This window comes from Hydrogenophaga sp. YM1, from assembly GCF_016903055.1.
GTDB classification, from domain to species: Bacteria; Pseudomonadota; Gammaproteobacteria; order Burkholderiales; family Burkholderiaceae_C; genus Hydrogenophaga; species Hydrogenophaga borbori.
Map to the genome: position 1 here is coordinate 4,598,501 of NZ_CP070223.1, position 13,880 is coordinate 4,612,380.

The following is a 13,880-nucleotide window of genomic DNA, read 5'->3' on the forward strand; positions in this document are numbered from 1 at the left end:
TCGGATCGGGGTCTCAAGAGGTCTCCGTTGGGGTCGGGAACGACAGCAGGCGGTGGCACGCTGACGAGCGGAAACCGGTGTCGCTATTTTCGCCACTTTTGCGACGACGCGAAATTGCACGCCGCCATAAACATTGCGCAATCAAAGGCTTGCGCGCAGAATCAAACGCGTTTTGTCAAGACTCGCGCGCCCCAGGCGGTGGTTGAGACGCCGGCTCCCGCGGCGTCATCGCACCGGCCGACGGCAGCCGCCCAGGGGCCTCCGAACATGCGATCGAACACCCGCCTGATCTCCACCATCGCCAGCGCCGTCGGCCTGGCCTGCGCCGCACAGGCGGCCCTCGCGCAAAGCGGCCCCATTCCGGCCGAGCAGCGCTACCCCGTCACCCCCGGCCAGCGCGCCACCGCCAACCAGGTCGCCCAGGCCGGCGTGCCACTGTCCGAACTGGCGCCCAACGCCCCCGACAGCTACACCGTGAAGAGCGGCGACACGCTCTGGGCCATCTCCGGTGTCTTTCTGCGCAGCCAGTGGCGCTGGCCCGAGCTGTGGGGCATGAACCTCGACGACATCAAGAACCCGCACCGCATCTACCCGGGGCAGACGCTGTACCTCATCAAGGCCAACGGCCGCGCCACGCTCAGCACGCGCCCGGGCGGCAGCGGCGAGCCCGGCACCATCAAGGTCTCGCCGCGCACCCGCTATGAGTCGCTGGCCGACACGGCGATCCCGCCGATCTCGCTGCAGACCATCGAATCCTTCCTGACCGAGCCGCTGATCGTCGACGAGAACGCGATCAACCGCGCGCCACGCATCGTGGCCACGCAGGAAAACCGCGTGCTGCTCAGCCGTGGCGACCGCGCCTACGCGCGCGCCATCTCCAGCGAGCAGCCCAACGCCGCCCCCCTGGCCGTGGTCGACGGCCGCTCCATCGGCTACCGCGTGTTCCGCAACGCCACGCCGCTGCGCGACCCCATCACCAACGAAATCCTGGGCTACGAGGCGCAGTACGTGGGCAAGGCCAACGTGGTCTCCAACGAACGCCGCCGCGAAGGCGTGGACGCCAAGGGCGACAAGGTCGAGGAAATCGTGCCGGCCGGCATCGACATCGTCGCCGCAAAGGAGGAAATGCGCGTGGGCGACCGCCTGCTGCCCGAGCCTCCGCGCGAGTTCCTCAATTTCGTGCCGCGCGCGCCGCAGGGCCCGCAGTCCGGCCACGTGGTCTCCGTGTACGGCAATGCCGTGAACTACGCGGCCCAGAACATGGTGGTGACCATCAACCGCGGCAAGCAGAACGGCCTGGAACCCGGCCACGTGCTGGCCCTCCTGCGCGAGAGCAACCTCGTCAAGGACACCACCGATTCCGCGCGCCCCAACATCCGCCTGCCCGGCGAGCGCAACGGCCTCATGATGGTGTTCCGCACCTTCGACCGCGTGTCCTATGCCATCGTGCTCGAGATCGACGACGGCGTGCAGGTGGGCGACCGCTTCCTCAACCCCTGAACCCCATGCCGCGTGATGAGCTGGCCGCCTGGCTGCGGCTGCTCCTGACACCCGGCCTGGGCCGCACCACCGCCCGCCAGTTGCTGGCGGCCTTCGGTTTGCCCGAAACCATCTGGGCCCAGGCACCCGACACCTGGGGCCGCGTCGTGGAGCCGGCCCTGGCCCAGGCCATGGCGCAGCCCGCCGAAGGCTTCGAAGACACCGTTCTGGCCCACGAGCGCTGGCTGGCACAGGGCGGCGAGCGCCACGCGATCACCCTGGCCGACCCGCGCTACCCCGCCTCGCTGCTGGACACGGCCGACCCACCGCTGGTGCTGTTCGTGCACGGGCGCCTGGACGCGCTGTCGCACGCGCAACGGCTGGCCATCGTCGGCAGCCGCAACCCCACGCCGCAGGGCGCGCAAAACGCGCAGGCCTTCGCGCAGTCGCTGGCGGCCGCCGGCCTGACCATCGTGTCGGGGCTGGCCCTGGGCATCGACGGCGCCGCGCACGAGGGCGCGCTGCGCGCGGGCGGCTTCACGCTGGCGGTGGTGGGCACCGGCCTCGACCGCGTGTACCCCAGCCGCCACCGCGACCTGGCCCACCGCATCGTCGCCCAGGGCGCCCTGATCAGCGAGTACCCCCTGGGCACGCCGCCGCTGGCACACCACTTCCCGCAGCGCAACCGCGTGATCGCGGGCCTGTCGATGGGCACGCTGGTGGTCGAAGCCGCGCTGCAGTCGGGCTCGCTGATCACCGCGCGGCTGGCGAGCGAGCAGGGGCGGGAGGTGTTCGCCATCCCCGGTTCCATCCATGCGCCACAGTCGCGCGGCTGCCATGCGCTGATCCGCCAGGGCGCCAAGCTGGTGGAGTCGGCGCAGGACGTGCTGGAAGAACTGCGGCTGGCGGATCCGGCCCCCCGCGCGGCCGAGGAAGCCTCGCCCCTGCCCGTCGGCGGAGCGGACGACGGCCTGCTCAGCGCCCTGGGCCACGACCCCGTGGGCCTGGACGACCTGCTCGCGCGCACCGGCCTGCCGACCAGCGCGCTGCAGGCGCGGCTGCTCGAACTGGAGTTGCAGGGTCTGGTGGCACGCCTGCCGGGCGGCCTGCTGCAGCGCGTCGCGCAAGGCTGAACCGGCGCCCCTTGGGCGCGGGCCTCAGGCCAGCAGGCGCTCGGGGTTGGCGTCGAGCTTGGCCAGCGCCTCGCGCGTGGCGCGCACGGTGAGCGTTTCGTCCTCGCTCGGCACCAGCAGGCCCGCCTGAAGGTAAGCCGCCACGCGCGAGGCGGGCATGAGGAAGCAGCGCCCCGCGTTGCTCACGAACAGGTAGAGCTGGCCATGCTGGCTGCGCCAGGCGAGCTGCACGCTGACCAGCTTGCCGTTGTGGTCCAGGCCGAACCAGGCGCCGATCTGCAGCTCCACCGCCCAGGCGCGCATGGCCTCGTTGGGCTGGCTGCCGCCCTGGTTGATGACCTCGATGTTGCTCGCGTCCACACCAGTGATGAGCTCGATGCTGTCGGCGTTGAGGTCGAAATCGCCCACGCCACCCTCGGGCAGGTAGTCCTCGAGGTTGGCCAGGCGCTTGGACAGGGCGTCGAGCTGGCTTTGCGCGATCGACTCGGTGCGCGACATGAAGGCGTCGGCCAGCGTGTCGCTCACCGACTTGATGTGCTGGTCCTGCAGGCCTTGCGGAAAACCGAGCAGGGCCATGCCCTGGCGCAGCCGCTGCAGGATGCCCGGCAGCTGCTGGATGACGCGCGCGCGGTCGTCGCGGCTGGGCTTGGCGCTGGCCGCCCACAGCAGGTCGGACGCGGCCTGCTTGAGCGCCTGCGTGTCCGGGTGCTTGACGCCGTGCTTGACGCTGGCCACGGCCAGCACGTCGACCCAGACCTTGAAGAGGAAGTCGCGCACCTCGGCGCGCACCGGCACATCGTCGAGCAGCTTGCGCAGCTCGATGGTGTATTGCACCGACAGCGTTTCCTTCTGCTCGACCTGCTGGGCCACGCTGACGAAGCGGCTGGCGCTGCTCTGCTCGCTCAGGTAGGTGGACAGAAACTTCTGGAACTCGTCGTAGACGAGCTGGAACACGCGGCGCCCGGTCTCCGGGTACTGCTCGATCACCTGCACCACGCGCTTGATCTCGGCCTCCAGCGCGACGGAGCCGACGTTGGATTCGAACCCCATCACGCAGGAGCCCATGCGGTCGATCAGCCGGCGCGCGGGATGCTGCAGGGCGCTGAAGAACTCGGGTTCGGCCAGGGCCACGCGCAGCACGGGGATCTGCAGGCGGGCGAACCACACGCGCACACTCGGCGGGATGCGCTCTTCGGCCAGGATGGCCTGGAACATGAGCGCCACCACCTCGATGGTGGCCTTCTCGGTGGGCGTGGACGCGGCCTGCTTGAGCTCCTGGGTGCGTTCGCGCAGCGCCACCGCCGTGCGCTCGACCGTGCCCGCATCCACGTACACCGCACCGCCGCCGGTGGGCGCCACCCCGCCCAGCCCGGAACCGGTGCTGGGAAAGGACACCTGGCGCGCCATGACCTGCTGCAGCGCGGGCGAGGGCGGCAGGATCTCGGTTGCCTCGAACTCGGGGCCCACGCGGTCGATCAGCATGCGCCGCAGACGGCCCACCACGCCCTGGGCCCGCATGCGCGCGCGCGCCAGGGGCGAGGTGCCGGTGAGCATGCGCGTTTCGTCGTTCACGCCCATGCCGGAGGAGCCGGGGTAGCCACTGTGCGGGGCGGATCGGCCCCCTGTGTGGACCTGGCCATGGCCGGACAGGCCGCTGGCACCGCCCGCCTGGCTGGCGGGCCCCGCGCCGGGGCCGCCCGGGCGGCCCGGCTCCTGCACCCGCCGGAACGGGGTGTGCAGCCCACCGCCCGTGGTGGGCCCGCCAGGCGCGCCCGGCCGGGTGGTGGGCGGCGCGGGCGCCGTGGTGCCGGACGGGCTGCGGCGCACCAGCGCCTGCAGGTCGATCTTTTCCATCACGCCGTTGGCCACGAGGTGGCCATTGGCGGCCTTGTACCCATCGAGCAGGATGGCGCCCAGCATGGGCGCGATGTGGTCCTGGACCAGACCCAGGCCCTCGCGCTCAAGCCCGGCGGATTTCCATTGCTCGACCAGCAGCCGCGCCAGCACGTCGGGCAGCAGGATGTCGCTCTTGGAGAGCTCGGTGCGCCGCTCCAGGTGCTGCACCCGCAGGCGCAGGTCATTGAGTTCGGACGAGGTCTTGTCGAGCACGCGCATGGCCATGCGCGAGGCCAGGATCTGATCGTCGATGGCGCCTTCGGTCACCAGTTCGAGCTGGCCCGAGAGGCTGGCGGGTTCGGTGAGGCCGGCGCGGGCGGCCAGGTTCTTGCGCAGCGCGTTGCGGCAGTCCTCGACCCAGATGGTCTGGCGCTTCTTGAAGGCCGCCCAGGTGTCGCGGCGGATCTGCACGTCGCTCGAGGTGCCCGGCTGGTCGAGCAGGACGGTGAGTCGCTGTTCGATGGCCTTGGCCAGGTCCGGCAGGGACCGCCCCACGTGCAGCACATGGCGCTCACGCGCCTGCTGGGCAAGGGCAAACCCCGTCGGTTGGGAAGGCGACACCATGTTTTTCAGTATGACACGAAGACCCTGCGTTCCATGCCCGCGAAACCCCTGGACGCCGCCGTTGGGCGGGCTTGGTATGGCAACTACGCCACGGACTACACCACGGCGCCGGCGTTCGGGTCGTCCGGATCGCCTTCGCTCTTGGTTGGCTTGACCAGGTCTTCGCGCTTGATGCCCAGCCACAAGGCCATGGCCGCCGCGACGAACACCGAGGAATAGATGCCGAACAGGATGCCGATGGTCAGCGCCAGGGCGAAGTAGAACAGCGTGGGGCCGCCGAAGAGCAGCATGGACAGCACCATGATCTGGGTCGAGCCGTGCGTGATGATGGTGCGGCTGATGGTAGACGTGATGGCGTGGTCCACCACCTGTTGGGGCGTCATCTTGCGCTGGCGCCGGAAGGTCTCGCGGATGCGGTCGAAGATGACCACCGATTCGTTGACCGAGTAGCCCAGCACCGCCAGCGTGGCCGCGAGCACGGCCAGCGAGAACTCCCACTGGAAGAAGGCGAAGAAGCCCAGGATGATGACCACATCGTGCAGGTTGGCGATGATGGCCGAGACCGCGTACTTCCATTCGAAGCGGACGGCCAAGTAGATGATGATGCCCCCGATCACCAGGGCCAGGGCGATCAGGCCGTTGTGCAGCAGCTCCTCGCCCACCTGCGGCCCGACAAACTCGGTGCGGCTGAGCGTGACGGCCGGGTTCTGGGCCTTGAGCGCGGCGAACAGGGCCTCGGCCTGCTGGCCGGAGCTTTGTCCCTGCACGGCGGGCAGGCGCAGCAGCACGTCGCGCGAACTGCCGAAGTTCTGCACGGGCACCTCGAGGTAGCCCAGATCCTCGACCACGCGCCGCACGGCGGCGAGGTCGGCCGGCTGCTCGTAGGCCACCTCGACCACGGTGCCGCCGGTGAATTCCACCGACAGGTGCAGGCCGCGCGTCACGAGGAAGAACACGGCCAGCAGGAAAGTGATGAACGAGATCGCGTTCAGCACGATCGCGTGCCGCATGAACGGGATGTCGCGGCGGATGCGGAAGAACTCCATCGTGGGCTCCGGGTGCGGGGGTCAGTCGGCCTTGGCGGGGGTGGCGTCGCCCTCGGGGCGCCACACCGTGCCGACGGAGATGGACTTGAGCTTCTTCTGGCGGCCGTACCAAAAGTTCACCAGGCCGCGCGAGAAGAACACGGCGGAGAACATGCTGGTGAGGATGCCCAGGCAGTGCACCACGGCGAAGCCGCGCACCGGACCCGAGCCGAACAGCAGCAGCGCCAGGCCCGCGATCAGCGAGGTGACGTTGGAGTCGAAGATCGTCGCCCAGGCGCGGTCGTAGCCCGCGTTGATGGCCGCCTGCGGCGTGGCCCCACGGCGCAGCTCCTCGCGCACCCGCTCGTTGATGAGCACGTTGGCGTCGATGGCCATGCCCAGCGCCAGCGCCATGGCCGCCATGCCGGGCAGGGTGAGCGTGGCCTGCAGCATGGACAGCACGGCCACCAGCAGCAGCACGTTGAAGCCCAGCGCGATGGCGGAGAACACGCCGAACATCATGTAGTAGACGCACATGAAAGCCGCCACCACCACGAAGCCCCAGGTCACGCTGTGGAAGCCCTTGGAGATGTTCTCGGCGCCCAGGCTGGGACCGATGGTGCGCTCCTCGATGATCTCCATCGGCGCGGCCAGCGAGCCGGCGCGCAGCAGCAGCGCGGTGTCGCTGGCCTCCATGGTGGTCATGGCGCCGGAAATCTGCACGCGCCCGCCGCCGATCTCGGTGCGGATCACGGGCGCCGTCACGACCTCGCCCTTGCCCTTCTCGAACAGGATGATGGCCATGCGCTTGCCCACGTTGTCGCGCGTGACGTCGCGGAAGATGCGCGAGCCCTTGCTGTCGAGCGTGAGGTGCACCGCGGGCTCGTGGGACTGGCCGTCGAAGCCGGCCTGTGCGTCGGTGAGGTTCTCGCCGGTGAGCAGCACCTCGCGCTTGACGATGACGGGGCGGCCGCTGCGCTCCAGGTAGCGCTCGGAGCCGAAAGGCACGGGCCCGGTGCCGCGCTCGGCGGCCAGGCCGTCGGCGCTTTCGTCGACCAGGCGCACCTGCAGCGTGGCGGTGCGGCCCAGGATGTCCTTGGCCTTGGCGGTGTCCTGCACGCCGGGCAACTGCACCACGATGCGGTCGGCGCCCTGCTGCTGGATCACCGGCTCGGCCACGCCGAGCTCGTTGATCCGGTTGTGCAGGGTGGTCATGTTCTGCTTAAGCGCCTGATCCTGAACCGCGCGCGCGGCCTCGGGGCGGATGGTCGCGGTGATGCGGGTGTCGCTGCCCTCGGCCGTCTCGGTCAACACCAGCTCGGTGAACTGCGCCCGCGCCAGGTCGACCACCGCGTTGCGCGTGGCCTCGTCGCGCACGCGCAGCTCGATGGTCTGGCCGCTGCGCTGGATGCCGCCGTGGCGGATGTTCTTCTCGCGCAGGGCGTTGCGCAGGTCGGTGGCCAGCACATCGGCGCGGCGCTCCAGGGCGGCCTTCATGTCCACCTGCAGCATGAAGTGCACGCCGCCGCGCAGGTCCAGGCCCAGGTACATGGGCCGGGCGTGCAGGGCCGACAGCCAGGCCGGCGTGCGCGGCACCAGGTTCAGCGCCACCACGTGGCTGGGATCGGCGGCGTCGGTGTTGAGCGCGCGGTCGATGGCGTCGCGCGCCTTCAGCTGGGTATCGGTGTCATCGAAGCGCGCGCGCACCGAGCTGCCTTCGAGCGAGAGCGCGCTGGGGGTGATCGAGGCCGCCGACAGCGCCTGCTCGACCCGCGCGACCGTGCCCGTGTCCACGCGCACCGTGGCCTTGGCCGCCGACACCTGCACCGCCGGCGCTTCGCCGAACAGGTTGGGCAGCGCGTAGATCGCGCCAACCAGCAGGGCGATCACGATGATCGCGTACTTCCACAGCGGGTATCGGTTCATACAGGGCCTTCGGCGCTCGCGAGGTCTTGGTCAGAAACGCGACGGACCGGCCTGCGCCGGTCCGCTCGCGTGGCCCCCTTGACGGGGCCACGGGCCGGTGTCGGCCGGCCCGTGCGGGGTTTACTTGATCGTGCCCTTGGGCAGCACCTGCACGACGGCGGTGCGCTGCATCTGGACTTCCAGGCCGGCGGCAAGTTCCACGCCGATGTAGGTGTCGCCGATCTTGGACACCTTGCCGAGGAAGCCACCGGCGGTGACGATCTCGTCGCCCTTGGCCACGGCCTCGATCATGGCCTTGTGCTCCTTCTGGCGCTTGAGCTGCGGGCGGATCATCACGAAGTACAGCACCACGAACATCAGCACCAGGGGCAGCAGGCCCAGCAGGGTGGACTCGGTGCCGCCAGAGGCGGCTTGGGCGTAGGCGGGGGAAATCAACACAGGCGGTCTCCAGCGGGTTCAGAACAACCGGCGATTGTATGCCGCCCCCTTGACAGAGGCGGGTTTCTCAGCCGCTGAAGCCGCCGCCGCGTCAGGCGGCCTGGCGCGCCGGCGCCGCGGTGGCGCCTTCACGCCAGCGCGCCAGCAGCGCCTCGCGCCGCGCGGCGGCGGCCTGGGCGTGGCGCTCCTTCACGTGGCCAAAGCCCTTGATCTGCTCGGGCAACCGCGCGATCTCCAGCGCCAGCGCCTGGCTGTCGGGCGTGAGCCCGGACAGCAGGGCCTCGACGTCGGCGCGGTACTGGGCGATCAGGGCGCGCTCCATGCGGCGCTCGGCGGTGCGGCCGAAGGGATCGAGCGCGCCGCCGCGCAGGCCCTTGAACTTCGCCAGCCAGCGGAAGGCCGTGAACATGAAAGGACCGTAGGGCCGCTTGACCAGCTCGCCGCGCTCGTTCTTCTTGGCGAACAGCGGCGGCGCCAGGTGCACCTTGAGCGAGAAGTCGCCCTCGAACTGGGCCGCGATCTTGTCGTGGAAGGCGGCGTCTGTGTGCAGGCGCGCCACCTCGTACTCGTCCTTGTAGGCCATGAGCTTGAACAGCGAACGCGCCACAGCCTCGCTCAGCGCGGTCTTGCCCAGGGCCTGCGACTCGGCCTGGCGCACGCGCTCGACGAAGTCGCGGTATTCGCGGGCGTAGGCCGCGTTCTGGTAGCCGGTGAGGAAATCGGCCCGGCGGGCGATGAGCTGCTCCAGCGTCTCGCGCGGCTGGAACTGGATGACCTGCGCGGCCGGACCGGCCAGACCGCTGGCGGCCAGCACGGCCGGCAGGTCGTGCGCGGCGCGGCGGCCCCATTCGAAGGCGGCCTTGTTTTGCTCCACCGCCACAGCGTTGAGCTCGATCGCGCGCATCAGTGCGGCCTGGCCCAGCGGGATCCAGCCCTTCTGCCAGGCGTAGCCCAGCATCAGCGGGTTGGTGTACAGGCTGTCGCCGAGCAGGCGGGTGGCCAGGTGCTCGGCGTCCACCACGCCCACCGCCTGATGGCCCAGGTGGTTGACCAGGGTGTCCACGCAGGCCTGCGCAGGGCTGAGCCAGTCGGGGTTCTTCACGAAGGCCGCCGTGGGCGTGGCGCTGCTGTTCACGGCCACGTGCGTGCGGCCTTCGCGCAGGCGCTGCCAGGTTTCCTTGTTGGCGGCCACGATCGGGTCGCAGCCGATGACCAGGTCGGCCGAGGCGGCCGAGACGCGGGTGGTGCGGATGCGCTCCTGCGAGTCGCCGATCAGCACGTGGCTCCAAGTGGCGCCGCCCTTTTGCGCCAGGCCCGCCGCGTCCTGCGTGACGATGCCCTTGCCTTCCAGGTGCGCGGCCACGCCCAGCAGCTGGCCGATGGTGATGACGCCCGTGCCGCCCACGCCGGCGACGATGATGCCCCAGGCGTCGTGGCCCAGCGCTGGCAACGTCGGGTGCGGCAGCGCGCCGCCCTCCCACCCGACCTTGGCCGCGCCCTTCTTCTTGCGCAGCTGGCCGCCCTCCACCGTCACGAAGCTCGGGCAGAAGCCGTTCACGCAGGAGAAGTCCTTGTTGCAGGTGCTCTGGTTGATCTGGCGCTTGCGACCGAAGGGCGTCTCCAGCGGCTCCACCGACAGGCAGTTGGACTTCTCGCCGCAGTCGCCGCAGCCCTCGCACACCAGCTCGTTGATGACCACGCGCTGGTTCGGCTCGGCCATGGTGCCGCGCTTGCGGCGGCGGCGTTTTTCGGTGGCGCAGGTCTGGTCGTAGATGATGACCGTGGTGCCCTCGATCTCACGGAACTCGCGCTGCACGGCGTCCAGCGTGTCGCGGTGCTGGATGGCGATGCCCTCGGGAATGCCCGTCACGCCGTCGTATTTGTCGGGCTCGTCGGTGACGATGGTGATCTTCTTCACCCCCTCGGCGCGCATGCTCTGCGCGATCTGCACCACGCTGTGGCCCGAAGCCGACAGGCTTCCTTCCTCGCCGTGGCGCTCGCCAACAAGCTGGCCGCCGGTCATGGCCACGGCATCGTTGTAGAGGATCTTGTAGGTGATGTTCACGCCCGAGGCGATGCTCTGGCGGATCGCCAGGATGCCCGAGTGGAAGTAGGTGCCGTCGCCGAGGTTGGCGAACATGTGCTTGTCGGTGCTGAAGGGCTGCTGACCCACCCAGGGCACGCCCTCGCCGCCCATCTGGGTGAAGCCCACGGTGGCGCGGTCCATCCAGATGCTCATGAAGTGGCAGCCGATGCCGGCCATGGCGCGCGAGCCCTCGGGCACCTTGGTGCTGGTGTTGTGCGGGCAGCCGGAGCAGAACCAGGGCTGGCGCTCGGCGCCGGGCACGCCCTGGGTCAACAGGGTCTGCAGCGAGCGCTCCTGGGCGTCGAGGATGGCCAGCTGCGCGTCGATGCGCGCCATCACGTCCTCGGGCACATTGCCCAGCTTCTTCAGGCGCCTGGCAATGGCGCGCGCGATCAGCGCCGGATTGAGGTCGGCCTTGGCGCGCAGCAGGGTGTTGGCGCTGGGGTTGGGGCGCGACCATTCGCCGCCGCTGAAATCGTCCTCGGACTCGTCGAACTTGCCGAGCACGTTGGGGCGCACGTCGGGCCGCCAGTTGTACAGCTCTTCCTTCAGCTGGTACTCGATGACCTGGCGCTTTTCCTCCACCACCAGGATCTCGCGCAGGCCGGTGGCGAACTCGCGCGTGGTCTGAGCCTCCAGCGGCCACACCACCGCCACCTTGTGCAAGCGCAAACCGATGCGGCGGCAGGTGGCGTCGTCCAGGCCCAGGTCCACCAGCGCCTGGCGCGTGTCGTTGTACGCCTTGCCGCTGGCGATGACGCCGAAGCGGTCGTTGGGTCCGGCCACCACGTTGTGGTTGAGCTTGTTGGCGCGCACGTAGGCCAGGGCCGCGTACCACTTGTGGTCGAACAGGCGGGCCTCCTGCTCCAGCGCGTGGTCGGGCCAGCGGATGTGCAGGCCGCCGGGTGGCATCTCGAACTCGGGGATCACGATCTGCACGCGCTCGGGGTCGATCAGCGCGGTGGAGCTCGATTCGACGATCTCCTGGATGGTCTTCATGCCCGTCCACACGCCCGAGAAGCGGCTCATGGCGAAGGCGTGCAGGCCCAGGTCCAGGATCTCCTGCACGCTGGCCGGAAAGAACACCGGCAGGCCGCAGGCCTTGAAGATGTGGTCGCTTTGGTGCGCGGCGGTGGAGCTCTTGGCCACGTGGTCGTCGCCGGCCACAGCGATCACGCCGCCCCAGGGGCTGGTGCCGGCCATGTTGGCGTGCTTGAACACGTCGGAGCAGCGGTCCACGCCCGGGCCCTTGCCATACCAGATGCCGAAGACGCCATCGAAGCGGTTCGTGCCCGGGGGCGCGAAGCCCAGCTGCTGCGTGCCCCACAGCGCCGTGGCCGCCAGCTCCTCGTTCACGCCGGGCTGGAAGACGATGTTCTGCTTCTTGAGGTGCGGCGCCGCCTTCTGCAGGGACTGGTCATAGCCCCCCAGCGGCGAACCGCGGTAGCCGCTGATGAACCCCGCCGTGTTCTTGCCGATCAGCGCGTCGCGCTGGCGCTGCAGCATGGGCAGCTTCACCAGGGCCTGCACCCCGCTCATGAAGGCGCGGCCGTGGTCCAGTGTGTATTTGTCGTCCAGGGTGACGGTTTCCAGGGCCTGGCGGATGTGCTCGGGCAGCGGCGCGTTCATGTTCTGTCTCCTTCGTGGGCGGGGCGTCTCGTGGACGCAGGCGTGCGGGGGCCGGCCCCGGGTAGGGACCGGCCCCCAGTCTGCCGCGCAGTGTATGCCCCAGCTTCCGATAGGTGTTTGCTTTTCATGCCCGGAATTTGCATCATTCAGAAAGAATATTTCTTCATTCCGCCCATCATGGAAACACTGGACAAGTTTGACCTCTCGATCCTGCAAGAACTGCAAGCCGATGGCCGGCTCACCAACGCAGAGCTCGCGCAGCGCGTGGGCCTGTCGCCGGCGCCCTGCTGGCGGCGCGTGCGCTCACTGGAAGAGCGGGGCTTCATCCAGGGCTACCGCGCCGTGCTGGACCGCGACAAGCTCGGCCTGGGGGTGCTGGCCTTCGTGCGGCTGGACGCCGACCGCAACAACGGCGACACCACGCGCCAGCTCGAACAGGCCATCCGCGCCATCCCCGAGGTGGTGGCCTGCCACTACATCAGCGGCTCCGGCACCTTCGAGCTGCAGGTGGTGAGCCGCGACCTGCACCACTTCAGCGCCTTCGCACGCGAGGTCCTGCTCAACCTGCCCAACGTCAAGGACCTGCACACCAGCTTCTCCCTGGGGGAGGTCAAGGCGGGCGGCGCGCTGCCCCTGAGCCACTTTGCGACCCTGCCCAAGCACTCGGCCTAAAGACCTAACGCCTGGGCATGGCCCCGGCCGCCCTGGGCCCTGAAAAGGCGCCGCCCGATCAAAAGCCGACGCCCCGCGCCCCGGCCGGCGCCACGCTGCCTTTGTTCTGATGGCCTGCCGGGCAAAGGTACGCACACGGCAATACCAGACAAAACTTAAGCAAAACAATCGTCCATTTGTGGCCGAATTTCGACCGCTAAGTCACCTATGTGCCTCAAGTGCTTGAAAAACGTGACTTTTTCCTATCTGATGAATTGTCACAGGGAGTTTCCGCGCCTAGCATTCGGCCCAACGTCGAACCAAAGTGGTACGCCACAAAGTACTCAGTCTTTCAAATTTGAAGGAACCCTTGTGAAGAACTCCCTGCTGCTCCGCTCGGCCCTGGCCCTGGCCCTGGCCACCCCCCTGATGGCGTCCGCCGAATCCCAGCTGGTCACCGGCGCCGGCAACGCCGCCGCCCGCCTGGATTTCCGCGTCATCGTGCCGCGCGTGCTGTTCCTGGGCGTGGGCACCGGCGCCGCCGCCGCCACCCCGGCCAACAACACCACCATCGACACGGTCACGTTCGACTACACCGCCAACCCGGCGGCCGTCGGCACCGGTGCGGCGGCCGGCACCATCACCGGCAACGTGGTGCCGGTGCGCGTGATCGGCAACAACGGCCAGATCACGCTGGCGGCCTCCACCACCGGCGCCCTGACCAACGCCAGCGCCGACACCATCGCCTGGTCCGAGATCACCGCCACCAGCAACCAGGCCGCCACGCTGCCCAGCCCGGTCATCCCGAACACCGGCGCGGGCGCGGCGAGCAACGTCTCCCTGTCCTCCGGCACCAAGGTCACGGACCGCTCGGCCAACTGGACCTTCAGCTACGCCAACTCGGCCGTGGTGGCCCCCGGCACCTACGGCACCAGCAACGGCCGCGTGACCTACACCGCGTCCATGCCCTGAAGGCGCGGGCCCGGCCGCAGGCTCAGCCCCCTGTGACACCAGGCCCCGGCCTGCGCCGGCGAACGAAGGGGACACACCATC

9 protein-coding genes are annotated in these 13,880 nt (G+C 69.4%); 4 read left to right on the forward strand and 5 right to left on the reverse strand.

All coding sequences use genetic code 11. The features are described 5' to 3' along the window. Nucleotides 1–267 precede the first annotated feature (267 nt). Complete coding sequence (locus JNX00_RS21725; protein ID WP_204743670.1) at nt 268–1,500, forward strand: LysM domain-containing protein; 1,233 nt, start codon at nt 268–270, stop codon at nt 1,498–1,500. A 5-nt stretch (nt 1,501–1,505) separates the two neighbouring features. Further along, on the forward strand, nt 1,506–2,612 hold the full coding sequence (dprA, locus tag JNX00_RS21730) for a DNA-processing protein DprA (protein ID WP_204743671.1): 1,107 nt from the start codon (nt 1,506–1,508) through the stop codon (nt 2,610–2,612). A gap of 24 nt (nt 2,613–2,636) precedes the next feature. Here the strand turns inward: dprA and JNX00_RS21735 are convergent, their stop codons facing one another. The 5 genes from JNX00_RS21735 to JNX00_RS21755 all read right to left on the reverse strand — a co-directional run bounded on the left by JNX00_RS21735 (nt 2,637) and on the right by JNX00_RS21755 (nt 12,176). Next, nucleotides 2,637–5,072, reverse strand: a complete 2,436-nt coding sequence (locus tag JNX00_RS21735) for a DUF1631 family protein (RefSeq protein ID WP_204743672.1) — start codon at nt 5,070–5,072, stop codon at nt 2,637–2,639. Between the two features lie 95 nt (nt 5,073–5,167). Next, a complete protein-coding gene (gene secF / locus JNX00_RS21740; protein WP_204743673.1) occupies nt 5,168–6,118 on the reverse strand; it encodes a protein translocase subunit SecF in 951 nt (316 codons plus the stop codon). Between the two features lie 21 nt (nt 6,119–6,139). After that, a complete protein-coding gene (gene secD / locus JNX00_RS21745) occupies nt 6,140–8,023 on the reverse strand; it encodes a protein translocase subunit SecD (RefSeq protein ID WP_070399785.1) in 1,884 nt (627 codons plus the stop codon). A gap of 120 nt (nt 8,024–8,143) precedes the next feature. After that, nucleotides 8,144–8,461, reverse strand: a complete 318-nt coding sequence (gene yajC, locus JNX00_RS21750) for a preprotein translocase subunit YajC (RefSeq protein ID WP_070399784.1) — start codon at nt 8,459–8,461, stop codon at nt 8,144–8,146. Nucleotides 8,462–8,552: 91 nt separating this feature from the next. Then, nucleotides 8,553–12,176 (reverse strand): indolepyruvate ferredoxin oxidoreductase family protein, encoded by a 3,624-nt coding sequence (locus JNX00_RS21755; RefSeq protein ID WP_204743674.1) that lies wholly within the window; start codon nt 12,174–12,176, stop codon nt 8,553–8,555. 177 nt (nt 12,177–12,353) lie between these two features. Between JNX00_RS21755 and JNX00_RS21760 the strand changes: the two genes are divergently transcribed. Both JNX00_RS21760 and JNX00_RS21765 read left to right on the forward strand, forming a co-directional pair. After that, nucleotides 12,354–12,848 carry an Lrp/AsnC family transcriptional regulator gene (locus JNX00_RS21760; protein WP_070399876.1) on the forward strand — a complete coding sequence of 165 codons (495 nt, stop codon included), beginning with the start codon at nt 12,354–12,356 and terminating at the stop codon, nt 12,846–12,848. A 351-nt stretch (nt 12,849–13,199) separates the two neighbouring features. Next, the gene (locus JNX00_RS21765) at nt 13,200–13,799 is read left to right on the forward strand and encodes a hypothetical protein (protein ID WP_204743675.1); all 600 of its coding nucleotides are present in this window, start codon (nt 13,200–13,202) and stop codon (nt 13,797–13,799) included. Nucleotides 13,800–13,880: the final 81 nt, after the last annotated feature.